Here is a 24,195-nt window from a genome sequence, read left to right on the forward strand (position 1 = left end):
AGTACGCCGCCCCGCGGCGTACTGCCGGCCCTCGGTCCACAGTCTTGATTCAACAGTTCTAACGAAGGACAACAGCCACCGTGCTCGATGTGAACTTCTTCGACCAGCTTCAGATCGGCCTGGCCACCGCGGACGACATCCGGACGTGGAGCCACGGCGAGGTCAAGAAGCCGGAGACCATCAACTACCGCACGCTCAAGCCGGAGCGTGACGGCCTCTTCTGCGAGAAGATCTTCGGTCCCACCCGGGACTGGGAGTGCTACTGCGGCAAGTACAAGCGCGTGCGCTTCAAGGGCATCATCTGCGAGCGCTGCGGCGTCGAGGTGACCCGCTCCAAGGTGCGCCGTGAGCGCATGGGCCACATCGAGCTGGCCGCCCCCGTCACGCACATCTGGTACTTCAAGGGTGTGCCGAGCCGGCTGGGCTACCTGCTCGACCTGGCGCCGAAGGACCTCGAGAAGGTCATCTACTTCGCGGCGTACATGATCACCGCCGTCGACGAGGACGCCCGCCACCGCGACCTGTCCTCGCTCGAGGGCAAGGTCGGCCTGGAGCGGGAGCGCCTCGAGAAGCGTCGCGACGGCTCCATCGAGGACCGTGCGCGCAAGCTCGAGGAGGACCTCGCGGCCCTGGAGGCCGAGGGTGCCAAGGCCGACGCGCGCCGCAAGGTCAAGGACGGCGCCGAGCGCGAGATGAAGCAGCTGCGTGACCGCGCCCAGCGCGAGATCGACCGCCTCGACGAGGTGTGGAACACCTTCAAGTCCCTCAAGGTCCAGGACCTGATGGGCGACGAGATGCTCTACCGCGAGATGAAGAACTGGTTCGGCAAGTACTTCGAGGGCCACATGGGCGCCACGGCGATCCAGAAGCGCCTCGAGAGCTTCGACATCGAGGCCGAGGTCGAGTCGCTGCGCGACACGATCGCCAACGGCAAGGGCCAGCGCAAGGTCCGCGCCCTCAAGCGCCTCAAGGTCGTCGACGCCTTCCGCAAGACCGGCAACAAGCCGCAGGGCATGGTGCTCGACGCCGTCCCGGTCATCCCGCCGGACCTGCGTCCGATGGTGCAGCTCGACGGTGGCCGCTTCGCGACCTCCGACCTCAACGACCTGTACCGCCGCGTGATCAACCGGAACAACCGCCTCAAGCGGCTGCTCGACCTCGGCGCGCCCGAGATCATCGTCAACAACGAGAAGCGGATGCTCCAGGAGGCCGTCGACTCGCTGTTCGACAACGGCCGTCGTGGTCGTCCCGTCACCGGCCCGGGCAACCGGCCGCTGAAGTCGCTGTCCGACATGCTCAAGGGCAAGCAGGGTCGCTTCCGTCAGAACCTGCTGGGCAAGCGCGTGGACTACTCGGGCCGTTCGGTCATCGTGTCGGGTCCGCAGCTGAAGCTGCACCAGTGCGGTCTGCCCAAGCAGATGGCGCTGGAGCTGTTCAAGCCTTTCGTGATGAAGCGCCTCGTCGACCTGTCGCACGCGCAGAACATCAAGTCGGCCAAGCGCATGGTCGAGCGCGCCACCTCGGGTGCTCGCTACGCCGTGGTGTGGGACGTCCTCGAAGAGGTCATCACCGAGCACCCGGTGCTGCTGAACCGTGCGCCCACCCTGCACCGCCTCGGCATCCAGGCCTTCGAGCCGCAGCTGATCGAGGGCAAGGCCATCCAGATCCACCCGCTCGTCTGCTCGGCGTTCAACGCCGACTTCGACGGTGACCAGATGGCCGTGCACCTGCCGCTGTCCGCGGAGGCGCAGGCCGAGGCCCGCATCCTGATGCTGTCGACGAACAACATCCTGAAGCCGTCGGACGGTCGCCCCGTGACCATGCCGACGCAGGACATGATCATCGGCCTGTTCTTCCTCACCACCGACCGTGAGGGCGAGCCGGGCGAGGGGCGTGCGTTCTCCTCGCCGGCCGAGGCGATCATGGCGTTCGACCGTGGCGAGATCTCGCTGCAGAGCAAGATCAAGCTGCGCCTCGACGACATCGTCCCGCCGCTGGAGCTCGAGCTGGGCGCGGACTGGGAGGAGGGCCAGTCGCTGACCCTCGACACCACCCTGGGCCGCTCGCTGTTCAACGACACCCTGCCCGCCAACTACCCCTTCGTGAACTACGAGGTGGGCAAGAAGGCACTCGGCGCGATCGTCAACGACCTGGCCGAGCGCTACACCAAGGTCGAGGTCGCCGCGTCGCTGGACGCCCTCAAGGACGCCGGCTTCCACTGGGCGACCCGTTCGGGTGTCACCGTCTCCATCGACGACGTGACCACCCCGCCGGAGAAGGCCGCGATCCTCGAGGGCTACGAGGCACAGGCCGCCAAGGTGCAGAAGCAGTTCGAGCGTGGTCTGGTCACCGACGAGGAGCGCCGTCAGGAGCTCATCGAGATCTGGACCCAGGCCTCCAACGACGTGGCCAAGGCCATGGAGGCGACCTTCGACCGGTCGAACCCGATCTTCATGATGGTCGACTCCGGTGCCTCCGGAAACATGATGCAGATCCGTCAGGTGGCGGCCATGCGTGGTCTGGTGGCCAACCCGAAGGGCGACATCATCCCGCGGCCGATCAAGGCGAACTTCCGTGAGGGCCTCACCGTCCTGGAGTACTTCATCTCCACGCACGGTGCCCGCAAGGGTCTCGCCGACACCGCGCTGCGTACCGCCGACTCGGGCTACCTGACCCGTCGTCTGGTGGACGTCTCGCAGGACGTCATCATCCGTGAGGACGACTGCGGCACCGAGCGCGGTCTGCCGAAGCGGATCGGTGAGCGTCGCGAGGACGGCTCGGTCGTCAAGCACGAGAACGCCGAGACCGCGGCGTACGCCCGGTCCGCGGCGACCGAGGTCACCCACCCGGAGACCGGCGAGGTGCTCGCCGGTGCCGGCGAGGACCTCGGCGACGTGAAGATCGGCGAGCTCGTGGCGGCCGGCATCGAGGAGGTCAAGGTCCGCTCCGTGCTGACCTGCGACGCCAAGACCGGTACCTGCGCGAAGTGCTACGGCCGCTCGCTGGCGACCGGCAAGCTCGTCGACATCGGCGAGGCGGTCGGCATCATCGCCGCCCAGTCGATCGGTGAGCCCGGCACGCAGCTGACCATGCGTACCTTCCACACCGGTGGTGTGGCCTCCGCGGACGACATCACGCAGGGTCTGCCCCGCGTGGTCGAGCTCTTCGAGGCCCGCTCGCCCAAGGGTCGTACGCCGATCTCCGAGGCGGCCGGTCGGGTCGCCATCGAGGAGACCGACAAGGCCCGCACGGTCGTCGTCACCCCCGACGACGGCTCCGAGGTCCAGGAGTACCCGGTCTCGAAGCGCTCGCGCCTCAACGTCGCCGACGGTGAGCACATCGAGGTGGGTCACCACCTCACCGCCGGCACCCCGGACCCGCAGGACGTCCTGCGGATCCTGGGTGTGCGCAAGGCGCAGGAGCACCTGGTGGACGAGGTCCAGCACGTGTACCGCAGCCAGGGCGTGTCGATCCACGACAAGCACATCGAGATCATCGTGCGGCAGATGCTGCGCCGGGTCACGGTCATCGAGTCCGGCGACACCAACCTGCTGCCGTCCGACCTGGTCGACCGGGTGCTGTTCGAGGAGGAGAACCGTCGCGTCGTCTCCGAGGGCGGCAAGCCGGCCTCGGGTCGCCCGGTCCTCATGGGCATCACCAAGGCGTCGCTCGCGACCGAGTCGTGGCTCTCGGCGGCCTCCTTCCAGGAGACCACCCGCGTCCTGACCGACGCGGCGATCCACGGTCGCTCGGACTCGCTGCGCGGTCTGAAGGAGAACGTGATCATCGGAAAGCTGATCCCGGCTGGTACCGGCCTCGAGCGGTACCGCAACATCCGGGTGGAGCCGACCGAGGAGGCCCGCGCCGCGGCGTACTCGGTCACCGGCTACGACTCCTACGACTACGAGTTCGGCAACACCGGCTCGGGTCAGGCCGTCGCCCTGGACGACTTCGACTTCGGCTCTTATCAGAACTGATCGCGTCAGCGATCAGCTCTGATTCCGGGAGCCAGATCGAGCAAGCCAACGCCCGCCCACGCTTGCGTGGGCGGGCGTTGGTGCGTCGAGATCCAGTTCGGGACCCAGAACATCGAGGAGCCTTCGTCAGCCCGTGGCGGGCGGGAGGTGGTCTGGACTGCTTGCCGATCCAGCCGACCAGTCGCACTCTGGAATGGTGCGACCCCGGCTCGCGCTGCTCGTTGCCGCGGTGGTCCTCATCGGTGTCTCCGCCGTGGGTGTGGGGCTCCTGCGCGCGAACGACGAGACGCCGCCGGCAGCCCCCTGGGACTCCTACCGCACCACCTCGAACGGGCTGGAGGTCTTCAAGCTGCTCCGGCCGTGCGACAACGTCAGCGACATCGAGGTCGCGGAGTCCAGCACCCACGTCGAGGTGACTCTCCACGTCCAGAGCGGGGAGCGGTGCACCGACCTCGCCGTGCCCACCGCCAGCCGGGTCGAGCTGGCCGACGCCGTCGGGTCGCGCAAGGTGTACGACGGCGAGTGCATCGCCCAGGGGTTCGCGAACAGCCTGTGCCTCCGGCTGCCTCGGGAGGTCGTGACGCACGCGGGCACGCGCCCGTGAGGAGTCCGTGCACGCTCGGAGCCGGCCACCTGCGAGAATCTGCCCGTGACCGCCGTACCGCCCGCCTCCACCGACGTCCTGGTCGTCGGAGCCGGCCCCGCGGGATCGGCGGCAGCGGCGTGGGCCGCCCGGGCGGGGCTCGACGTGGTCCTCGCCGATGCGGCGGTGTTCCCGCGAGACAAGACCTGTGGTGACGGGCTGACGCCCCGGGCGATCGGTGAGCTCCAGCGGCTCGGCCTCGAGGACTGGCTGCGCGCCCACACCGTCAACCGGGGCCTGCGCGCCCACGGGTTCGGCCAGACGCTGCTGCTCCCGTGGCCCGGTGGCACGTTGCCCGACTGGGGATCGGCGGTGGCGCGGACCGAGCTCGACGACCACCTGCGCACCACCGCCATCAAGGCCGGTGCGACTGCCGTGGACGGCGTCAAGGCCATCGACGTGCACCTCGAGGGCGGCCGGGTCACGAGCGTGACCTTCGAGCGCACCGGCTCCGGGGGCACCTCGCGCTTCGAGGTCGGCTGCCGACGCCTGGTCGTGGCCGACGGGGTGCGCTCGCCGCTGGGCAAGCTGCTCGGGCGCGAGTGGCACCGGGAGACGGTGTACGGCGTGGCCGGCCGCTCCTACGTGTCCTCCGAGATGTCCGACGACCCCTGGATCAGCTCGCACCTCGAGCTGCGGGGTGAGCAGGGCGAGATCCTGTCCGGCTACGGCTGGATCTTCCCGCTCGGCACCGGCGAGGTGAACCTCGGCGTCGGCACGCTCGCCACCGCCAAGCGCCCGGCCAACGTGGCGATCAAGCCCCTGATGCGGTTCTACGCCGAGGAGCGGCGCGAGGAGTTCGCGCTCTCCGGCGACCTGCGCGCCCCCACCTCGGCGCTGCTCCCGATGGGCGGGGCGGTGTCGAACGTCGCCGGCCCCAACTGGGCGCTGATCGGCGACGCCGCCGCCTGCGTGAACCCGCTCAACGGCGAGGGCATCGACTACGGGCTCGAGACCGGCCGCCTGGTCGCCGAGACCCTCGAGGAGCACGACGACCTGTCGCAGGTGTGGCCCGCACTGCTGCGCGACCACTACGGCGAGTCCTTCTCGATCGCGCGGCGGCTGGCCGGGCTGGTGACCCTGCCGCGGTTGCTGCCGACGCTGGGCCCCGCCGGAATGCGCTCGGACTGGATGATGACGCTTGCGCTGCGGTGGATGGGCAACCTGGTCACCGAGGAGGACCGGGACCGGTCCGCCCGCGTGTGGCGATGGGCGGGGCGGCGTTCGCTCGCCCGCGACGCCCGGCCGCCGTTCGCGTGAGGAAGGCCGGGCGACGGCTCGCGACCGGGTCGGCCCCACCCGCCTGAGGCACGTCGTTCGACCCACTACCGTGAGGGCATGGGGACCGTTCCGAAGCGCCAGCGCGTGGGGGCCTATGCCGTGATCCTGCGCGACGACCGGATCCTCCTCAGCCGGCTCTCGTCCGTGGTGACCAGCGAGGAGCTGTGGACGCTGCCCGGTGGCGGGCTCGACCACGGCGAGGACCCCCGGGACGCGGTGATCCGCGAGATCCACGAGGAGACGGGCCTCACCGCCGAGGTGGGGGAGACCGCGCGGGTGTACTCCGCGCACCTGCCGAGCGCCTGGCGCGACGGCCGGCGCATCGACGCCCACGCGCTGCGGATCGTGTACGACGGGTGGGTGCCGGTCGACGCGCCCGAGCCGCACGTGGTCGAGGTGGACGGCTCCACCGCCGAGGCGGCCTGGCACCCGGTGCGCGACGTGCTCGACGGCACGCTCCCGGTGGCGCCGCTGGTGGTCGAGGCCCTGCGCGACCACCGGCCGTTCCGCAAGCAGCGGGTCGCGGCGTACGCCCTGGTCGTGCGGGACGACCATGTCCTGCTGACCCGGATCTCGGAGCGCGGCCACCACAGCGGGTCGTGGACGCTGCCCGGAGGCGGGGTCGACCACGGCGAGTCGCCGCGGCAGGCGCTGGAGCGGGAGATGGTCGAGGAGTGCGGGGTCACCTGCACGGTCGGGGCGCTGCTCGACGTCCACGACCTGCACTTCAGCGGGACAGCACCTTCGGGCCGGCACGAGGACTTCCACGCGGTCCACCTCGTCTTCGAGGCTGAGGTGCCCGCCGGAGCGGAGCCGCGGGTGGTGGAGGTCGACGGCACCACCGACGCGGTCGCCTGGGTGCCGCTGGCCGAGGTCGGCGACGAGCGGCGGCCGGTGCTCGAGGTGGTCACGCACGCCCTCGAGGCGCGGGCCGCCCGCGAGCGGACCCACGCGGTCTAGGCACGGGACTGCCCACCCCTCGGCGGCCGGTCAGCCACGGGTGTGGTGCCCCGTTATCGTGGGGCGGTGGACGCGCCCGACCTCGTTGCCGAGCTTCGCTCCCGGGGGATCCCCGACGTCGACGGCTCCGGCCTCACCCGGGCCCTCTACTCCTCCGACGCCTCGCTCTACCGCGTCGTGCCCCAGGCGGTGGCGCGTCCCCGCCACGACGAGGAGATCCACGCGCTGCTCGCCGCGTCCCGAGAGCTCGGGGTGCCGCTGACGATGCGCGGCGCCGGCACCTCGATCGCCGGCAACGCGGTCGGACCCGGCATCGTCGTCGACACCCTCAAGCACCTGAACCAGGTGCTCTCCATCGACCCCGAGCGCGGCACCGCGGTCGTGCAGCCCGGCGTCGTGCACGCCGACCTGCAGCGGGCCGCGGCCCCGCACGGCCTGCGCTTCGGCCCCGACCCGTCGACCCACACCCGCTGCACGATCGGCGGGATGATCGGCAACAACGCCTGCGGCTCCCGGGCCCTCGGCTACGGCCGCACGGCCGACAACGTGACCGGGATGCGGGTCCTCTTCGGGACCGGCGAGGAGCTGTCGATCGGGGGAGCTGCCGAGGGGTCCGCCGGATGGTTCTCGGACCGGGAGAACGGCGTGGCCCAGGGGCTCGCCGGGCTCGTGGACCAGCACCTCGGCCACGTCCGCACCGAGTTCGGCCGGTTCACCCGGCAGGTCAGCGGCTACTCGCTGGAGCACCTGCTGCCCGAGAACGGCCGCCGCGTCGACCGCTTCCTGGTGGGCTCCGAGGGCACCCTCGGGCTGGTGACCGAGGCGACGGTCCGGCTGGTGCCCGAGGAGTCGGACCGGCTCCTGGTGTTGCTCGGCTACCCGTCGATGGTGGAGGCCGCCGACGCCGTACCCGCGCTGCTGGCGGCCGGCGGTGGCCGGCTGATCGCCTGCGAGGGCCTCGACGCGCGCATCGTGGACCTGGTCCGGGCCCGCGGTGGCGGGGTGCCCGAGCTCCCGCGCGGCGCGGGCTGGCTCTTCGTCGAGGTGGCCGGCGACGACGCCCCGGTCCTGGCGACCCGCCTGGTTGCCGAGTCGGCAGCCCTCGACAGCCGGCTGGTCTCCGACCCGGCCGAGTCGGCCGCACTCTGGCGGATCCGTGAGGACGGCGCCGGCCTCGCGGCCCGCAGCCTGGGCCGCCCGGCCTACTCCGGCTGGGAGGACGCCGCGGTGCCGCCGCAGCACCTCGGCGCCTGGCTGCGCGACTTCGACGAGCTGCTGCGCGAGCACGACCTCGACGGGGTGCCCTACGGCCACTTCGGCGACGGCTGCGTGCACGTGCGCATCGACTTCCCCTTCGAGCCCGGCGACGACCGCGGGCGCAAGCTCTTCCGGGGCTTCCTGACAGCGTGCGCCCTGAAGCTGCGCGACCACGGCGGCTCGCTGTCCGGCGAGCACGGCGACGGCCGGGCCCGCTCGGAGCTGCTGCCGCTGATGTACGACGTGGAGTCGCTGCGGCTCTTCGGCGCGGTCAAGGCGATCTGCGACCCCGACAACCTGCTCAACCCCGGCAACCTGGTCGACCCGGCCCCGCTCGACGCCGACCTGCGGCCGCTCCGGCCGCGGCTGCCGATCACGCCGGCGCTGCGCCTCACCCACGACCGGGGCTCGCTCGGCAACGCGGTGCACCGGTGCACCGGCGTGGGCAAGTGCGTCGCGCCGAGGACCAACGGCGTGATGTGCCCGTCCTACCTTGCGACCCGCGACGAGAAGGACTCCACGCGCGGCCGCTCCCGCGTGCTCCAGGAGGCCCTCGACGGCACCCTCGTGCAGGGCCTGGCCGATCCCGCCGTCGACGCGGCGCTCGACCTCTGCCTGGCCTGCAAGGGCTGTGCGTCGGACTGCCCGACCGGTGTCGACATGGCGACCTACAAGGCCGAGGCGCTCCACCAGAAGTACGACGGGCCGGGCGCGACCGCACGGCGCCCGCGCAGCCACTACCTGCTCGGACGGCTGCCGAAGTGGGCGGCGCTGGCTGCCCCGATGGCCCCCGTCGCGAACCGGATGACCCGGCTCGGACCGGTGGCGCGACTCGCCAAGGCCGCCGCCGGCATCGACCAGCGCCGCTCGATCCCGTCGTTCGCGCCGACCACGCTCCGCCGGGGACTGGGCAAGCAGGACCGGAGCGAGGCGGGTCCCGACCGGAGGGTGGCGACGGTGGACCGGCACGGTGTCCAGCCCGACGTGTGGATCTGGGCCGACTCCTTCACCGACCACTTCCTGCCGCAGACCGCGCACGCGGCGATCCGGGTGCTGGAGGCTGCGGGCCTGACCGTGCGGGTGATCGGCGACGACGCCTGCTGCGGCCTCACCTGGATCACCACCGGCCAGCTCGACAAGGCCCGCTCGATCATGGCCAGGACGGTGGCCACGCTCGCGCCGTACGTCTTCTCCGGCGTGCCGGTGCTCGGCCTTGAGCCCTCGTGCCTCGCCACGTTGCGCAGCGACGCGGTCGAGCTGACCGACGACCCGCGGGCGGCCGACGTGGCCGCGGGCGTGCTGACCCTCGCCGAGCTGCTGGCGGGGGTCGACTGGACCCCTCCGGACCTCAGTGGGGTCACGGTCGTCGCCCAGCCGCACTGCCACCACTCCGCGGTGCTCGGCTGGGAGGCCGACCAGCGGCTGCTGGAGTCCGCCGGTGCCACCGTCACCAAGGTGGCCGGCTGCTGCGGGCTGGCCGGCAACTTCGGCATGGAGCAGGGCCACTACGACGTGTCGGTGGCCATCGCCGAGACCCACCTGCTGCCCGCGGTGCGCGCCCACGAGGGCGCCGTGGTGCTCGCCGACGGCATGTCGTGCCGCGTCCAGCTCGACGACCTCGCGGACGTCCCCGCGATTCATCTGGCCGAGCTGCTGGCCCGTAAACTCGAGGGGTGAATCCCCGCCACCGCCGCCTCGTCATCCCGGTGGCCCTGGTGGCTCTCCTCCTGCTCGTCGTGGTCGCCTCGGTGGTCAACCGGTGAGGTCCGGGGGCCCGGCATGAGCGAGCCGTTGCTGCGGGTGCTGTCCCGGATGCGCGGTCACCTGCTCGACCCCGACGTCCTCGTGAAGGCCGTGGCGTCCGGGCGGCAGAAGGGCCAGCAGCCCCGCTGGAAGCGCGTCGAGCTGCGGTACGTCGACCTCAAGGCCGGGCGCCACCTCCAGGTCACGGCGTACGACGACACCCAGGCGCACACGTCCAACTACGCCACTGCCCCCGCCGGCCAGCCGAGCCCGGCCCGGGACGCCGTCGACGACCTGCTCGACCAGCCCTTCGGCAACTGGCACGTCGACACCACCACCCAGAGCCACCAGGTGCGGGTCACCAAGAAGCTCGAGGCCGTCGCGCACACCACCGACCGCGCGGCCGAGATCGAGGTCGACCGCGGCCACGACCGCGACAAGGTCCGGCTGCTCGCCGAGGACGACCCGGTCTTCCGGGCGCTCGGGCTGACTGACGCCCAGGGCCGGATGAAGCCCAGCCGGCAGGCGAAGTACCGCCAGGTCGAGGAGTTCCTGCGCCTGCTGGACGCCTCGATCACCGACGCGCTCGACAAGGGCCACCTGCGCCGGCCCACCGCCCAGGAGCCGCTGCGGATCGTGGACCTCGGCTGTGGCAACGCCTACCTGACCTTCGCCGCGCAGCGCTTCCTGACGTCGGTGCGCGAGCTGCCGGTCGTGGTGACCGGCGTGGACGTCAAGGAGCAGTCCCGCGAGCACAACAGCGCCGTGGCGGCCGACCTCGGCGTCGACGCGGAGTTCGTGGTCGGCTCCATCTCCGGCGCCCGGCTCGACCGCGCCCCCGAGGTGGTGCTGGCCCTGCACGCCTGCGACACCGCGACCGACGAGGCGCTCGCCCGCGCCGTCGAGTGGGAGGCCCAGCTCGTGCTGGCGGCGCCCTGCTGCCACCACGACATCGCCGCCCAGCTGCGCAAGGCGCCCACCCCGGCGCCGTACGCCATGCTCACCCGGCACGGCATCCTCCGTGAGCGGTTCGCCGACACCCTCACCGACGCGCTGCGCGCCTCGCTGATGCGGATCGCGGGCTACCGGGTCGACGTCGTGCAGTTCGTCGAGAGCCAGCACACGCCGCGCAACACGCTGCTGCGCGCGGTCCGCACCGGCAGCCCGGTCAAGGGCGGCGGGGTGCGCAAGGAGTACGACGAGCTGGTCGCGGCCTGGTCGATCCGGCCCCGGCTCGCCCAGCTGCTCGACGCCCGGGAGGCCGGCACCGGTGCGTGACCGGGTGTTCGCCGGCGCCCTGGTGGTGCCGTTCGTGCTGGGCACCGTTGCAGCGCCCTCCCGCCCGGGCCACACCGAGCTCACCTTCCGCGACCCCGAGATCGTCGAGTCCAGCGGCCTCGTCGTCGTGCACGCCGGCGGGGGCGACCTCGTCGTCACCACCAACGACTCCGGTGACACCGGCCGGGTGTTCGCCGTCGACCCGGCGAGCGGCGAGACCGTCGGCGTCACCCACTGGTCCGACGACCCCACCGACGTCGAGGCGCTCGCCCCCGCCGGGCCGGGCGCGGTGTGGGTGGGCGACATCGGGGACAACACCGCCTCCCGCGACAGCATCGAGGTCACCCGGGTCCCCGTGGGTCGCGGCGAGCGGACCGTCGACGCCGCGACGTACGACCTCACCTACCCGACGGGGCCGGTCAACGCCGAGACGCTCCTGTCGGACCCCACGACCGGCCGCCTCTACGTCGCGAGCAAGAACGTCTTCGGCGGGGTCCTCTACGCCGCCCCCGCCCACCTCGACCCCGACGGGACCAACCGGCTGCGGCCGCTCGGACCGGTGCTGCCGATCGCGACCGACGGCGCCTTCCTCGCCGACGGGAAGCACGTGGTCCTGCGCGACTACTCCCGCGCGGTCGTCTACACCTTCCCCGCCCTCGAGCCGGTCGGCGACTTCCGGCTGCCCGACCAGGACCAGGGCGAGGGCCTCGCGACCACCGACGACGGCGACCTGCTGGTGAGCTCCGAGGGCCAGGACGAGCCGGTGCTGCGGGTGTCCCTGCCTTCGTCGGTACGCCGGGCCGTCGCGCCCGCGGGTCACTCGCCGTCCTCCCGGCCCTCGCAGTCCGTCTCGTCTTCACCGTCCGACCAGCCCTCGCCCGCCGACTCCCGGACCACCTCGGAGCCGGCCGGACGCCCGGTCTGGCCCTGGTTCCTCACCGCCTGGCTGGCGCTGGGCGGGCTGGTCGTGGTCGCCAGGCTGATCGGCGGACGACGCCCCGGGCGCTGAGGTCTGCCCGCCCAGGTTTGCCCGACCCCGGCGCGGGCTACCTACTCGCCATGCCACGCCTGCGCCGCACCTCGCCCGACCAGCCGGGCTGGACCCGACGCCGGGCCGGGCGTGTGGTTTCGTCTACCTCGACGAGGACGGCGACCGGCTGCCGGAGGACGCCGCGCAGCGGGTCCGCGACCTGGTGATCCCGCCTGCCTGGGACGAGGTCTGGGTCTGCCCCTGGCCGAACGGCCACCTGCAGGCGGTCGGCACCGACGACGCCGGCCGACGGCAGTACCTCTACCACCCCGACTGGCGGGCCCGGCGGGACGCGGAGAAGTTCGACCGGATGCTCGAGTTCGGCAGGGCGCTGACGAGGGCCCGCGAGCTGGTGCTGGCCGACCTCGGGCGTGAGGGGATGCCGCTGGAGCGGGCCTGCGCGGCCGCCGTACGCCTGCTCGACCTGGGCTACTTCCGCATCGGCAACGACGTCTACGCCGACAGCAACGGCAGCTTCGGCCTCACCACCCTCGAGCGGCGCCACGTGCGCCGGCGCCAGGACCGGCTGGTGTTCACGTTCACCGGGAAGTCCGGCGTCGACCACCGCATCGAGATCGACGACGCGGTGGTGATCGAGGCGATCGACATCATGCGGCGCCGTCGCGGCCAGGACCTGCGGCTGCTCTCCTACAAGGAGGGTCGGTCCTGGCGGTCGATGCTCCCGGCCCTGGTCAACGAGTACGTCCGCGACAGCACCGGCCTCGAGGCCACGGCCAAGGACTTCCGGACCTGGCACGCCACGGTGCTGGCGGCCGCCGCGCTGGCCGAGACCGACGAGCCCGGGGAGACCAAGGCCTCGCGCAAGCGTGCGGTGTCGGGGGCGATGAAGGAGGTCTCCACGTTCCTCGGCAACACGCCGGCCCTGGCCCGCTCGTCGTACGTCGACCCCCGCGTGGTCGAGGCCTACGAGCAGGGGCGGACCATCGTCGGGACGACGCGGCGCTCCTACGACACCCCCGACGCTCGCCAGGCGGCGCTGGAGCGGGCGACCCTGCGTCTGCTCAAGAACTCGTGACCGGCCCTCGGCCGGTGGGGGTGAACACCCAGCTCTGCCGGACGTAGAGCTCGCTGAGCCCGAGCTGCTGCATGTTGTGCTGTGACGGATTGGGGTTGCCGGGGGACTCCGGCCAGGTCTCGGTCGAGACCCAGATGCAGCCGCGGGCGGCACCCTCACGGATCCGGGCGGTCATGAGCGCGGTCTGGGCGCCGCGACGCCGGAACTCCGGCAGCGTGGCGGCGCCGCTCAGCGTGGCGACGTCGCCGTACACGAACAGGTTGGCGACCCCGGCCAGGTCGTCGCCGGACCAGGCGCCGTAGGTGACCCAGTCGTCGTCGTACGTGGGGACCTCGGCGAACCACGACTCCATGGCCGGGTCGGCGGGCATGCCGAAGCCGGTGCGGATCACCCGCGCGTACTCCGTCGCGTCGTCGGGCCCCAGGCGGGCGATCCGCAGGTCGGTGCGGTCGGGGCCCGGGTCGGGGATCGCGCCGAAGTACTTCACGAAGGGTGCACCCGGCGTCAGTCCCCGCTCGTCGAGGAGCCGTTCCCAGCCCTCCGGGTGGGCGTGGGGCGCGACCTGGAAGGTCAACGACGGGACGCCGCGGTCGGTGGCGAGCCGCAGGATCTCGTCCACGGTGGCGGCCCTCAGCGTCTCGCCGAGGCCGAGGCCGACGGCCTTGTTCCAGTAGCCGCCGGTCGGGTCCCGGCTCATCATCGTCAGGATCCCGCCACCGATCCGCACGGCGTCCATCCCGAGCGCGGTCCTCGCCTCCGCGGAGGCGTCGTGGTTGAAGCGGTACATGAACTCCGCCTCCGCCTGCTCGGCGAGCACCCCCCACGCGGGGTCGAAGGTCGTGGGCATGCGACCAAGCATGCTCGCGCGGGTGCCTCCGCGCCATGCCGCAGCGTGGGACCCGCCCCCGACCGTGGGATCCGGCTGTCGGCACCCCCGGGCACAATCGGGGGCATGGAGATCACCGTGGTCCAGGGGGACATCACCCGCCAGCAGGTCGACGCGGTCGTCAACGCCGCCAACCGGGCGATGCGCGGGGGAGGCGGCGTCGACGGCGCGATCCACCGGGCCGGCGGCCCGGCGATCCTGGAGGACTGCGTCGCACGGTTCCCGCACGGGCTCGCGACGGGTGACGCGGGATGGACCACCGCAGGCGAGATGCCCGCGCGATGGGTGATCCACGTCGTCGGCCCCAACCACCGCGCCGGCGAGACCGACAGGGCGCTGCTCACCTCGTGCTACGCCCGGGCGCTCGAGGTGGCCGACGAGCTCGGTGCACGGACCATCGCGTTCCCGCTGGTCAGTGCCGGGGTCTACGGCTGGCCGAAGGACGACGCCATCGCGGCCGCCGTGGAGACGTTGGCGGCCGCGCAGACGCGCGTGGTCGAGGCCCGGATGATGGCGTTGGACCAGACGACGTACGACGCGATCGCGGCCACGATCGCGCGCTGAGCGTCAGAGGTTGGCGACCACGTGGTCGATGCAGGCGGTGAGCGCCTCCACGTCGGCGGGGTCGATCGCGGGGTACATGGCGATGCGCAGCTGGTTGCGGCCCAGCTTGCGGTAGGGCTCGGTGTCGACGACCCCGTTGGCGCGCAGCGTCGCCGCGATCTGCGCGGCGTCGATCGCGTCGTCGAAGTCGATGGTGCCGATCACCAGCGAGCGGTGGTCGGGGTTCGCGACGTACGGCGTGGTGTAGGCCGTCTTCTCCGCCCAGCCGTAGAGCGCGTCCGACGAGGCGGTGGTGCGCTCGACCATGCCGGCCAGGCCGCCCTGGGCGTTCATCCAGTCCAGCTGCTCGGCCATCAGGAAGAGCGTGGCCACCGCGGGGGTGTTGTAGGTCTGGTTCTTGCGGGAGTTGTCGATCGCGGTGGGCAGGTCGAAGAAGGCGGGGATGTGCCGGTCGCTCGCGGCGATCTCGGCGGCCCGGTCCAGCGCGGCCGGCGACATGATCGCGATCCACAGGCCGCCGTCGGACGCGAAGCACTTCTGGGGCGCGAAGTAGTAGGTGTCGACCTGGGTGAGGTCCACGGGCAGACCGCCGGCGCCCGACGTGGCGTCGATGAGGACCAGCGACTCCGCCGCGGTGGTGCCGGCCGGTCGCTGGACGGGCGCCATCACGGCGGTGGAGGTCTCGTTGTGCGCCCAGGCGTAGGCGTCGACGCCCTCCTCGAGGGCCGCCTCCGGGCGCGAGCCCGGGTCCGAGGCGATCACCGACGGGTCGGCCAGCCAGGGGGCGTCCTTCGCCGCCTTGGCGAACTTCGAGGAGAACTCCCCGAAGGTCAGGTGCTGGCTCTTCTCCCGGATCAGGCCGAAGGTCGCGACGTCCCAGAACGCCGTCGCGCCACCGTTGCCGAGCACGACCTCGTGACCCTGCGGCAGGTCGAAGAGCTCGGCCAGGCCCTCGCGCACCCGCCCCACCAGGTTGCGCACCGGCGCCTGACGGTGCGACGTCCCCATCAGCGACGCGCCGGTCGCGGCGAGCGCGTCGAGGTGGCTCGTCTGGATCTTCGAGGGTCCCGCCCCGAAGCGGCCGTCGGCAGGCAGGAGGTCGGCGGGGATCTGGAGCACGGGGGCGTCGGTCATGTGCAACCTTCCGGGGTGGTGAGGAAGTGACTCCTGACGACGCTGTCAGGCGTTTATTGTGTCACCCGCCACGCGCCACGTTCTCGAGGAGTCCAGATGAGCACCACCCCCGGCTACGCCGACCAGGCCCGCAAGCGGACCCTCTTCCGGGTGCTCGGGGTCGTCTTCATGGGCACCGCGCTGCTCCTCATGGGCCTCGCGATCGCCGACTTCGTGCACGCCTTCAACGCCGACGACTTCGACACCCAGCCGACGAAGTTCTGGTACTTCTTCGTGGCCCTGCCGTTCTTCGCCGTGGGCGGCGGCTGTCTCAACGCCGGGTTCATCGGCGCCGCGGCGCGCTACGGCGCGGGCGAGACCATGCCGGTGGTGAAGGACAGCGCGTCGTACCTCAGCGATGGGCGGGGCATCCTCGGCGTCGGGCGCACCGCCGACGAAGGGTCGGCGGCCTCGACCGCCACTGGCCCGTTCTGCAGCAGGTGCGGCGTCCGCAACGACGACTCCGCGAAGTTCTGCGACGCCTGCGGGTCCGCACTTGGCTGAGGCATCCGCTCGCCTGGAGATCCGTCGCGTGCCCTACGGCCAGCCCGACGCCATGCGCCTCATCGCCGAGGTCCAGGCGGAGTACGTCCAACGCTACGGCGGCCCCGACGACACCCCGCTCGACCACGCGATGTTCGAGCCTCCGCTGGGAAGCTTCTACGTCGCGTACGCCGAGGGCACGGCCGTTGCGACCGGTGCGTGGCGTCGCTGCAGCGTGGTGGTCTTCGGCACCGATCGGACCGCCGAGATCAAGCGGATGTACGTCGTGCCGGGCGCGCGGGGGAGGGGGATCGCCCGCCAGGTGCTGGCCCACCTCGAGGCCACCGCGGCCGAGGCCGGTGCCGAGGCCCTCGTCCTCGAGACCGGGCTGCGACAGCCCGAGGCGATCGATCTCTACGAGTCGTCCGGCTACACGCCCGTGCCCGGCTTCGGCTACTACCGGGACTCGCCGCTGTCCCGGTGCTTCGGCAAGCGGCTCACCTCCAGCACACCCGCAGGGGCATGTGGGTGATCGACTGAAGCACGTCGGCCCCGGCCGCAACGGCGCCCGTGTGGCACCATCCGGTGCCGGTGCTCACGCCCGTGGCGACGGCGGGCCGGTCACACCCGGAGGAGTGCGACCTGGCGTCGGAGCGGGCCGCACAGCCCGACCGGGCCGGCGCCGCGGTGTCGCTGATCCCCAGGGCGCGCGCCAGGTGTCCCGGCGTGAAGCCTCCTGTCACGCACAGCAGCGCGCCGAGCATGACCAGACGCGGAACGAGCGTGTGACCGACGACGCGGACGAAACGCTGGGTCCCGGTGAGAGGTGCGGCAGGGGTCTCGGGTGCGTCGTGGTGCACGGATCTCCTCACGTCTCGCTGGCCCCCGGGACCCCCGGGAGTCTAGTCAACGGACCCCTGGGCGCGCAGAACGCATCACCCATCTGGGGGATCCGATGACTATTTCCACGCTGCTCCGCCGGATCCGTCGCGGCCGCGGCTGAGGGTGTCGTTCAGCTCACCACGAGGTAGCGCTCGTCCTCGATCTCCCGCCCCCAGTACACCGCCTCCGTGAGGCGCGTGAGCGCGGCGTGGCGCCCCAACTGCTCGACGAGGGCGACGGTCTGGTCCGCGGAGAGTCCGGCCCCGTTGAACCACCGGCCCTCGACCAGCAGCAGTCGCCCGCCCGGTGCCAGCAGGTCCACCCAGAGCCCGAGGGCTGCGGCCGGGTCGGGCATCGCCCACAGCACGTGGCGGCACAGGACGGCGTCGTAGGTGCCCGGCTCCAGGGGAGGCGCGGACGCGTCCGCCTCGACGAACCGCACGCCCCCGACGTCCGCTGCCTTCTTCCGCGCCAGCCGGACCATCTCGGGCGAGACGTCGACGCCGTCGACGGTGTAGTCGTGCTCTGCAAGCAGCAGCGACAGGGTGCCGGTGCCGGAGCCGAGGTCGGCCACGCGCGCCGGCGCGGCGGGGAGGGCGTCGAGCAGGAGGTCGCGCCAGGCGGCGCGCACGGTGGCGTCGCGCAGTCCGTGGTCGGCCGCCTCGTCAAAGGTCGCCGCCTCGGCGTCCCAGAGGTCGCGCACGTGCCGGAGGTCGTCGTGAGGCATGGCGTCAGGTTAGGTCCGTCCGGTTGGTGCCGGTTGTTGCCGGGTCACTCGCGCAGTCTGGTGCGGATCCAGGTGGGGTGGTGCTCCGGGCCGCTGGGGTGGGAGGAACTCGGGTTTGCCGTCGGTCGGGTTGAGCCGGACCTGCCAGGGGGTGTGGTGGATGGTGCGGTGGTGGTGGCCGCAGAGCAGCACCAGGTTGTCCAGGCTGGTTTCTCCGTGGTCGGCCCAGTGGACGATGTGGTGGGCGTGGCCCATCACCGGGGGTCGGGTGCAGCCGGGGAAGGCGCAGTGCGGTCGCGGCAGACCAGGGCCCGCCAGATCGCCGGTGACCAGTCGGCTGGTGCGGCCGACGTCGAACCTCGCCCTGGGTGCCGAGGCGACGGGGATGAGGTCGGCGTCGCAGGCCATCCGCCGGACGACGGCGGGGGTCAGCTCCAACCCGTCGTCGGTGACCGCTGCCCGGTGGTGCCGAGGGTGGCCCAGTCGATCTTCTGCTGGAGGGCCTCGAGGCTGGTGGTGACCGCGATCCGGGGCCTGGCGCCGTGGCAGTCGGGTGGCAGGTCGGTGGTCAGGGCGTGCCGGCAGGTCTCGACCAGCGCGTCCCACAGCCGGGCGCCGTGGTCCCGGGGTCGGTCGCTGGTCGCCGTCCGGGTCCGGGTCGACGCGGGCTGCGGCTTGGTGAGCGGGAGGAGGGCGGCCTTGATCGCGGCGCGTCCTCGACGGTGCCGCGGCCGCGGAGCCGGATGCCGCCGCCGGCGGCCGTCCTCGACGATCGCCAGGAACCGGTGGTGGTGGGCGGCCCGGTCCTGCCGGTCCAGCTCCTTCTCGGTCTTGCGTTCGGCGGCGTCGGGGTCGGCGACCTCGACCAGGTGCTCGCGGCCTTGGCCAGGTCGGTCGCGTTCAGGCGGGTCGCGGCATCGAGGAGGAACTCCTCCCCATCCGCCCGCACCCCGGGGTCGGTGGGGAGCCTGTCGACCGCGTCCACGATCACCGCCGCCTGCTCGGGCGAGACCCGGCCCGCGACCATCGCGGCGTGGGTCGCGCACGCTCGTGCACGAGCACCTCGGCGTGCCGGATGGTCTGGTGGCCGGTGCCGCGGTGGGTGCCGGCCAGGTGGGTGAACCACTCCGCGGTCGACCCCCACGCCAACTCCTGCTTGGCGACCCCGCGGGCGTGCACCTCGGCCACCACCGCGGCTTCCAGGGCGGCGAGGTGGGCGCGGAGCTTCTCGGCGACCACCACCGCCTCGACCAGCTCCTCCGAGGACTTGGCCGACCCACATCGTCTCGTCGAGCTCGGCCAGACCCGGTCCGCACAGGCACGACCCGGCGGGGGTGGTCGGCGTACCGGTGGGCTGCTCCATGACCCACTCAACCAGAGGCCACCGACAGTCAGGGGCCGCTGACCTGCGGGTATCCACCGAGATAGATAACGAATCGATCACATGTTCGAGCATCGTGGCCTGGTGACCAAAGCCGGGTTGTGATGTCTCAGGACATCGGTGACAGTTCTGCATCAGGACATCGGTGACAGTTGATGTGTCAGGACTTCGGTGACGCTTCGGCGGTGGTGGGGCGTCGGCCGCGGGGTTTGTTGTTGCCGACGTAGGTCACTCCGGGTGCGGGCCGGGTGTGCTCGATGAGGATCTCGCCGTGTAGGTCGGCGACGGTGATCTTCTCGCCGTCGGTGATGATGAGGACCTGCTCGAAGCCGCGGTGGCCGTCGACCTTGTACTGGACCTTGTCCAGCAGGAACATGCCGGCGCTGGTCAGTCTCTTCACGATGGTGTCGTCGGGCAGGTCGGTGGGCACTGGTGGGGGCGCCGGTCGGACGACGGCGGGCCGGATGAAGAGCTCACGGGTGGGGCGAGGAGCCTCGGCCACCGCGGTGGCCTCCCAGGCCATGCGGGGTGTGATCCGGCCGGGCAGCCCCTGGTGGGGGCGTTCGGTGTTGTAGATGTGGTCGAACGCGTCGACCTGGGCCTGCAGTTCGGCCAGGCTGTCGGCGAGTGGCTGCTTGTCGAGGTAGCGGAAGAGCGTTTGGTGGAAGCGTTCGTTCTTGCCCTGGGTGGTCGGCTTGTAGGGCTTGCCGGTGATCGGTTCCACGCCCAGTCCCATCACGTGCACGACGAGCTGGCCCAGGAGCCCGCGTCGTGAGGGGTTGAGCGCGATCCCGTTGTCGGACAACAGCCGTTGCGGTACGCCATGGGCGGCCACGGCCTTGTCGAAGACCGCGATCGCCGCTTCGGATGTCTCGCCCCACGCGACGTGAGAGGCGACCGCGTAGCGGGAGTGGTCGTCGATGAGCTGGAGGATCACGCACTTACGTCCGCCGGTCAGCACGTACTCGGTGGCGTCCAGCTGCCAGCATGCGTTCGGCGCCGGATAGACGAACCGTCGCCATGCCGAGCGGGGCCTCTTCTTCGGCTCAAGCCGGGCGACGCCTGCCTCCCGGAAGATCCGGGCCAACGACGCGACCGACGGCACCGGGTCCAGCCCCATCGCCCGCATCTTGTCGTGCACGCTGATCGGCCCGTGGTCCAGCCCGGAGGACTCCAGGGCGGCACGAACGGTGAGGGCTTGTTCCTTGACCTCATCGGTGATCTTGGTCGGGCTGCTCCGCGGACGTCGGCTGCGGGGCTCAAGGGCCGCCGCAGCACCGTCGGTGCGGGTCCTGGCGCGGATCGCGTAGAAGGTCTTGCGGGAGATCTCGTGCCCAGCACAGAAGGTGGTCACCGCGCCGCGTGGCGCGTCATCGGGCCACTGGACGATCGCGAGACGGACACGAGGATCAACGGGCTCATTAGCGGTCGGCACCGCCCAACACAGCCAGAAGTGTCACCACCAAGCACACCCGTTGTGTCACCGATGTCCTGACACAGAACCGTCACCGATGTCCTGCGACATGACATGACCAAAGCCGGGTCGCGGCCGGCAAGCCGGGAAGGAACCGCAACCCCGGCGGGCGTCCCCCGGCGTAGCTGCCTAGCACCGCAACCACCCACCAACCCGCAGGCCGGAGGGAGCAACGCCCTGCCTCGGGTGCGGGGGTTTCGAGGCTCGCTGACGCTCGCACCTCAACCACCGGCGAGCACCGCATCAACCACCGGCGTGTCTCGAAGATCCCACGAGTCACACCAGAACCGCTGACACACACGAGTCCCCGACCTACCCTCGTTCGGTGTCTCGGATCCGGATCGCCCCTGCTCTTGCCCTGCTCGTCCTCATCGCGCTGAGCGCCCCACCGGCGTCGGCGTCGACGATCGAGGACTACGCCGACTACCAGCCGCAGAGCAAGTGCTCGCCGCGCGCCAAGCCCGGCACGACGTACCTCGGCGAGACGGTGGTGAAGCGCTTCGGTGGCGGGTTCGGGCCGATCTCGCGTCCGTGCAGCAGCGGGGGTACGTCGGAGCACAAGGAGGGACGCGCGTTCGACTGGATGCTCGACGCCACCAGGAAGCGGGACCGCAAGAAGGCGCACGCGTTCATGGACTGGGTGTTCGCCACCGACAAGCAGGGCAACACCGACGCACGGGCCCGCCGGATGGGGATCATGTACGTGATCTGGAACGACCACATGTACTCGGCGTGGAACCAGTTCGACCCCGAGCCCTACCTCAGCTCGAGCTGCAAGAGCCGCAAGAAGTGCAGCACGACGCTGCGGCACCGCGACCACCTGCACATCTCGCTGACACGCGCGGGGGGCAAGGGTCGGACCAGCTGGTACGACGGCCGCATGCCTCAGGGCTGAGCGGCCCACTCCTCGCGCGTCATCTCGTAGAGCACCTCGCCCTGCTCCCACCCGGCGATCGGCCCCCCGACGGACCGGGTCCAGTCCTGCACCCAGGTGTCGGTATGTCGCAGGCCGAGCTTGGTCAGCACCGTGCGCGAGCCCACGTTGACGGCCATCGTGGAGGCGAAGACACCCTCCACCCCCGGCATCGCGAACGCGTGGTCGAGCATCACCCGCGCCCCCTCGGTCGCGTAGCCGGCACCCCACGCGGAGCGACGCAAGCGGTAGCCGATCCCCGACCGGGCCGGGTCGGGAGCGAACGCACTGGCCGACCACCAGCCGACGAACTCGCCGTCGGCGAAGCCCACCCAGAAGCCGAGCCCGCGCTCCACGTCGGTGCGAAGCCCGCGCCGCTCCGCCCACTCCTCGCGCGTCTCGTCGGGCGTGGCGGCACGGCCGAGGATGAAGCTCATCACCTCGGGGTCGGCGTTGAGCTCGACGAGCAGGTCGAGGTGCTCGTCGGCGACCGGCTCGAGCCTCAGCCGGTCGCCGTGCAGCGAGGGGAGGGTCAGCCCTGGGCCCACTCGGCCTTCCAGCCGTCGACCTCGTCGGCCTTGCGGGACGACGGTCCCGTGTAGACGGCGGACGGGCGGATCAGGCGCCCGGTGCGCTTCTGCTCCAGGATGTGCGCCGACCAGCCACCGGTGCGCGCACAGGTGAACATCGACGTGAACATGTTGGCCGGCACCTCGGCGAAGTCGAGCACGATGGCGGCCCAGAACTCCACATTGGTCTCGAGCACGCGGTCGGGCCGGCGTTCGCGCAGCTCCTTGAGCGCGGCCTTCTCGAGCGCCTCGGCGACCTCGTAGCGCGGTGCGTCGAGCTCGCGGGCGGTACGCCGCAGCACCCGCGCCCGCGGGTCCTCGGCGCGGTAGACGCGGTGGCCGAAGCCCATCAGCCGCTCGCCGGAGTCGAGCAGGCCCTTGACGTAGCCGGCGGCGTCGCCGGACTTCTCGACCTCCTCGATCATGCCGAGCACGCGGGAGGGCGCCCCGCCGTGCAGCGGGCCGCTCATCGCCCCGATCGCTCCGGAGAAGGCGGCGGCGACGTCGGCGCCGGTGCTGGTGATGACGCGCGCGGTGAACGTCGAGGCGTTCATGCCGTGCTCGGCGGCCGAGGACCAGTAGGCGTCGATGGCCTTGACGTGCTTGGGGTCGGCCTCGCCCTTCCAGCGGATCATGAACCGCTCGGCCAGGGTGCGGCCCTTGTCGACCTCGGTCTGCGGGACCACGGGCATGTTCAACCCGCGTGCGGACTGGGCGGCGTAGGACAGCACCATGACGGCGACCCGGCCCAGGTCCGTGCGGGCCTGCTCGTCGGAGATGTCGTAGGTCTGGCCGAAGCCGAACGCCGGGGCGAGCATCGCGACGGCCGCCTGCACGTCGACGCGCACGTCGCCGGTGTGCACGGGCAGGTTGTACGGCTCGGCGGGCGCCAGCCCGGGGTCGTAGCTGCCGTCGATGAGCAGGCCCCAGATGTTCTCGAAGGGCACCCGCCCGACGATCTCCTCGATGTCGACGCCGCGGTAGCGGAGGGCCGACCCCTCCTTGTCGGGTTCGGCGATCTCGGTCTCGAACGCAACGACACCTTCGAGTCCGTGGTGTACCTCTGTCATGCGCTCGCGACTCCCTGTCCTGGATGTGTGGTGCTCGATGTGCGCCCAAATTGCCGGGCGTGCCGCAGGCATTGTGCACCCGTGCCGGACTCGGCGCACCTGCGCGGTCCCACGAATGGGGGAGCAGCACGGGGGAGCAGCGGGGAAGCGGCCCGGGGGAGCAGCGCCTAGGGTCGGGGCCATGGCCACTGTGGACGGAACCGGACGGATGGACCTGACCTCGCTGCGCGCGGAGTACACCCGCGCGGGGCTCACCGAGGACGACCTCGCCCCGGATCCCTTCGCGATGTTCGACCGGTGGATGCAGGAGGCGGTCGACGCGGAGCTCTACGAGCCCAACGCGATGGTGGTGGCGACCGTCGGCCCCGACTTCCAGCCCTCCTCGCGGATGGTGCTGCTCAAGGGCGTCGACGAGCGGGGGTTCGTCTTCTTCACCAACACCGGCTCCCGCAAGGGCCAGGAGTTGGCAGGCAACCCCCGCTGTGCGCTGCTCTTCCCCTGGCACCCGTTGGAGCGTCAGGTGCGCGTGGACGGCGTGGCCGCACCCCTCGACCAGGCCGCCGTGGCCGACTACTTCGCCCGGCGCCCACGCGCCTCCCGGCTCGGGGCCTGGGCCTCGCACCAGTCCCGCGTCGTGAGTGGTCGCGACGAGCTGAGCCTGGCGTACGCCGAGGTCGAGGCGCGCTTCACCGACGAGGTCCCGGTCCCCGAGGAGTGGGGCGGCTACCGGGTCCACGCCGAGGCGATCGAGTTCTGGCAGGGCCGGCCGGGCCGGATGCACGACCGGCTGGTCTACAGGCGCACCGGCGCCGGCTGGTCGACCGAACGTCTCGCGCCGTAGGGCCACCGACTTCTCGAAAACCGCTTG

21 protein-coding genes and 1 pseudogene are annotated in these 24,195 nt (G+C 71.7%); 13 read left to right on the plus strand and 9 right to left on the minus strand.

Features of this window, described 5'->3' with window-relative positions:
- The first annotated feature begins 80 nt into the window (after window positions 1-80).
- The 8 genes from H0S67_RS03580 to H0S67_RS03615 all read left to right on the plus strand — a co-directional run bounded on the left by H0S67_RS03580 (window position 81) and on the right by H0S67_RS03615 (window position 13,205).
- Window positions 81-3,977: a DNA-directed RNA polymerase subunit beta' gene (locus H0S67_RS03580; protein ID WP_180935472.1), complete on the plus strand. Its 3,897-nt coding sequence runs from the start codon at window positions 81-83 to the stop codon at window positions 3,975-3,977.
- 196 nt (window positions 3,978-4,173) lie between these two features.
- Window positions 4,174-4,581 carry a hypothetical protein gene (locus H0S67_RS03585; RefSeq protein ID WP_180935473.1) on the plus strand — a complete coding sequence of 136 codons (408 nt, stop codon included), beginning with the start codon at window positions 4,174-4,176 and terminating at the stop codon, window positions 4,579-4,581.
- A 45-nt stretch (window positions 4,582-4,626) separates the two neighbouring features.
- Window positions 4,627-5,880, plus strand: a complete 1,254-nt coding sequence (locus H0S67_RS03590) for a geranylgeranyl reductase family protein (protein WP_180935474.1) — start codon at window positions 4,627-4,629, stop codon at window positions 5,878-5,880.
- A gap of 78 nt (window positions 5,881-5,958) precedes the next feature.
- Window positions 5,959-6,861, plus strand: a complete 903-nt coding sequence (locus H0S67_RS03595; protein ID WP_180935475.1) for an NUDIX hydrolase — start codon at window positions 5,959-5,961, stop codon at window positions 6,859-6,861.
- Between the two features lie 66 nt (window positions 6,862-6,927).
- Window positions 6,928-9,795: an FAD-binding and (Fe-S)-binding domain-containing protein gene (locus H0S67_RS03600; protein ID WP_180935476.1), complete on the plus strand. Its 2,868-nt coding sequence runs from the start codon at window positions 6,928-6,930 to the stop codon at window positions 9,793-9,795.
- A 102-nt stretch (window positions 9,796-9,897) separates the two neighbouring features.
- A complete protein-coding gene (locus tag H0S67_RS03605) occupies window positions 9,898-11,139 on the plus strand; it encodes a class I SAM-dependent methyltransferase (RefSeq protein WP_180935477.1) in 1,242 nt (413 codons plus the stop codon).
- Window positions 11,132-12,148, plus strand: coding sequence for a WD40 repeat domain-containing protein (locus H0S67_RS03610; protein ID WP_180935478.1), 1,017 nt, complete (start codon window positions 11,132-11,134; stop codon window positions 12,146-12,148). The genes H0S67_RS03605 and H0S67_RS03610 overlap by 8 nt, the downstream gene beginning before the upstream one ends.
- A gap of 148 nt (window positions 12,149-12,296) precedes the next feature.
- On the plus strand, window positions 12,297-13,205 hold the full coding sequence (locus H0S67_RS03615) for a DNA topoisomerase IB (RefSeq protein WP_343050489.1): 909 nt from the start codon (window positions 12,297-12,299) through the stop codon (window positions 13,203-13,205).
- Here H0S67_RS03615 and H0S67_RS03620 read toward each other — a convergent pair.
- Complete coding sequence (locus tag H0S67_RS03620) at window positions 13,192-14,052, minus strand: GNAT family N-acetyltransferase (RefSeq protein ID WP_180935479.1); 861 nt, start codon at window positions 14,050-14,052, stop codon at window positions 13,192-13,194. The genes H0S67_RS03615 and H0S67_RS03620 overlap by 14 nt on opposite strands.
- 105 nt (window positions 14,053-14,157) lie before the next feature.
- On the opposite strand from H0S67_RS03620, the gene H0S67_RS03625 reads away from it, so the two are divergent.
- Window positions 14,158-14,655, plus strand: a complete 498-nt coding sequence (locus tag H0S67_RS03625) for an O-acetyl-ADP-ribose deacetylase (protein WP_180935480.1) — start codon at window positions 14,158-14,160, stop codon at window positions 14,653-14,655.
- Window positions 14,656-14,658: 3 nt separating this feature from the next.
- On the opposite strand, the gene serC is transcribed toward H0S67_RS03625, so the two are convergent.
- Entirely contained in the window at window positions 14,659-15,789 is a 1,131-nt protein-coding gene (gene serC / locus H0S67_RS03630; RefSeq protein ID WP_180935481.1) for a phosphoserine transaminase, read from the minus strand.
- A 96-nt stretch (window positions 15,790-15,885) separates the two neighbouring features.
- Here serC and H0S67_RS03635 point away from each other — a divergent pair, with 96 nt between their 5' ends.
- Window positions 15,886-16,332: a zinc ribbon domain-containing protein gene (locus H0S67_RS03635; RefSeq protein WP_180935482.1), complete on the plus strand. Its 447-nt coding sequence runs from the start codon at window positions 15,886-15,888 to the stop codon at window positions 16,330-16,332.
- Window positions 16,325-16,843: a GNAT family N-acetyltransferase gene (locus H0S67_RS03640; protein WP_246355094.1), complete on the plus strand. Its 519-nt coding sequence runs from the start codon at window positions 16,325-16,327 to the stop codon at window positions 16,841-16,843. Before H0S67_RS03635 ends, H0S67_RS03640 begins: the two co-directional genes overlap by 8 nt.
- A gap of 480 nt (window positions 16,844-17,323) precedes the next feature.
- Here the strand turns inward: H0S67_RS03640 and H0S67_RS03645 are convergent, their stop codons facing one another.
- From H0S67_RS03645 to H0S67_RS03665, 5 genes and pseudogenes are all read right to left on the minus strand, one after another.
- Window positions 17,324-17,920, minus strand: coding sequence for a class I SAM-dependent methyltransferase (locus tag H0S67_RS03645; RefSeq protein WP_180935483.1), 597 nt, complete (start codon window positions 17,918-17,920; stop codon window positions 17,324-17,326).
- Between the two features lie 9 nt (window positions 17,921-17,929).
- A complete protein-coding gene (locus H0S67_RS03650) occupies window positions 17,930-18,358 on the minus strand; it encodes an HNH endonuclease signature motif containing protein (protein WP_180935484.1) in 429 nt (142 codons plus the stop codon).
- Entirely contained in the window at window positions 18,349-18,966 is a 618-nt protein-coding gene (locus tag H0S67_RS03655; protein ID WP_180935485.1) for a hypothetical protein, read from the minus strand. Before H0S67_RS03655 ends, H0S67_RS03650 begins: the two co-directional genes overlap by 10 nt.
- The gene (locus H0S67_RS03660) at window positions 18,908-19,162 is read right to left on the minus strand and encodes a hypothetical protein (protein ID WP_180935486.1); all 255 of its coding nucleotides are present in this window, start codon (window positions 19,160-19,162) and stop codon (window positions 18,908-18,910) included. Before H0S67_RS03660 ends, H0S67_RS03655 begins: the two co-directional genes overlap by 59 nt.
- Window positions 19,163-19,794: 632 nt before the next feature.
- A pseudogene (locus H0S67_RS03665) lies at window positions 19,795-20,736 on the minus strand (integrase core domain-containing protein); the annotation flags it as partial.
- Between the two features lie 364 nt (window positions 20,737-21,100).
- Between H0S67_RS03665 and H0S67_RS03670 the strand changes: the two are divergent.
- Window positions 21,101-21,670 (plus strand): VldE C-terminal domain-containing protein, encoded by a 570-nt coding sequence (locus tag H0S67_RS03670; RefSeq protein ID WP_180935487.1) that lies wholly within the window; start codon window positions 21,101-21,103, stop codon window positions 21,668-21,670.
- On the opposite strand, the gene H0S67_RS03675 is transcribed toward H0S67_RS03670, so the two are convergent.
- Window positions 21,661-22,236 carry a GNAT family N-acetyltransferase gene (locus H0S67_RS03675; RefSeq protein ID WP_219635459.1) on the minus strand — a complete coding sequence of 192 codons (576 nt, stop codon included), beginning with the start codon at window positions 22,234-22,236 and terminating at the stop codon, window positions 21,661-21,663. The two genes, H0S67_RS03670 and H0S67_RS03675, sit on opposite strands and share 10 nt — an antisense overlap.
- Window positions 22,221-23,327, minus strand: a complete 1,107-nt coding sequence (locus tag H0S67_RS03680; RefSeq protein WP_180935488.1) for a citrate synthase 2 — start codon at window positions 23,325-23,327, stop codon at window positions 22,221-22,223. The genes H0S67_RS03675 and H0S67_RS03680 overlap by 16 nt, the downstream gene beginning before the upstream one ends.
- A gap of 181 nt (window positions 23,328-23,508) precedes the next feature.
- On the opposite strand from H0S67_RS03680, the gene pdxH reads away from it, so the two are divergent.
- Window positions 23,509-24,168, plus strand: coding sequence for a pyridoxamine 5'-phosphate oxidase (pdxH, locus tag H0S67_RS03685; RefSeq protein ID WP_246355095.1), 660 nt, complete (start codon window positions 23,509-23,511; stop codon window positions 24,166-24,168).
- Window positions 24,169-24,195 lie beyond the last annotated feature (27 nt).

Origin of the sequence: Nocardioides ungokensis (genome assembly GCF_013466985.1) — a bacterium.
GTDB lineage: Bacteria > Actinomycetota > Actinomycetes > Propionibacteriales > Nocardioidaceae > Nocardioides > Nocardioides ungokensis.

What these genes read in the sequence shown, in the direction of transcription:
- H0S67_RS03645 (WP_180935483.1), bottom strand. Translation starts at nt 17,920, where the DNA reads ATGCCTCACGACGACCTCCGGCACGTGCGCGACCTCTGGGACGCCGAG.
- H0S67_RS03625 (WP_180935480.1), top strand. Translation starts at nt 14,158, where the DNA reads ATGGAGATCACCGTGGTCCAGGGGGACATCACCCGCCAGCAGGTCGAC.
- H0S67_RS03635 (WP_180935482.1), top strand. Translation starts at nt 15,886, where the DNA reads ATGAGCACCACCCCCGGCTACGCCGACCAGGCCCGCAAGCGGACCCTC.
- H0S67_RS03680 (WP_180935488.1), bottom strand. Translation starts at nt 23,327, where the DNA reads ATGACAGAGGTACACCACGGACTCGAAGGTGTCGTTGCGTTCGAGACC.
- H0S67_RS03620 (WP_180935479.1), bottom strand. Translation starts at nt 14,052, where the DNA reads ATGCCCACGACCTTCGACCCCGCGTGGGGGGTGCTCGCCGAGCAGGCG.
- H0S67_RS03595 (WP_180935475.1), top strand. Translation starts at nt 5,959, where the DNA reads ATGGGGACCGTTCCGAAGCGCCAGCGCGTGGGGGCCTATGCCGTGATC.
- pdxH (WP_246355095.1), top strand. Translation starts at nt 23,509, where the DNA reads ATGGCCACTGTGGACGGAACCGGACGGATGGACCTGACCTCGCTGCGC.
- serC (WP_180935481.1), bottom strand. Translation starts at nt 15,789, where the DNA reads ATGACCGACGCCCCCGTGCTCCAGATCCCCGCCGACCTCCTGCCTGCC.
- H0S67_RS03605 (WP_180935477.1), top strand. Translation starts at nt 9,898, where the DNA reads ATGAGCGAGCCGTTGCTGCGGGTGCTGTCCCGGATGCGCGGTCACCTG.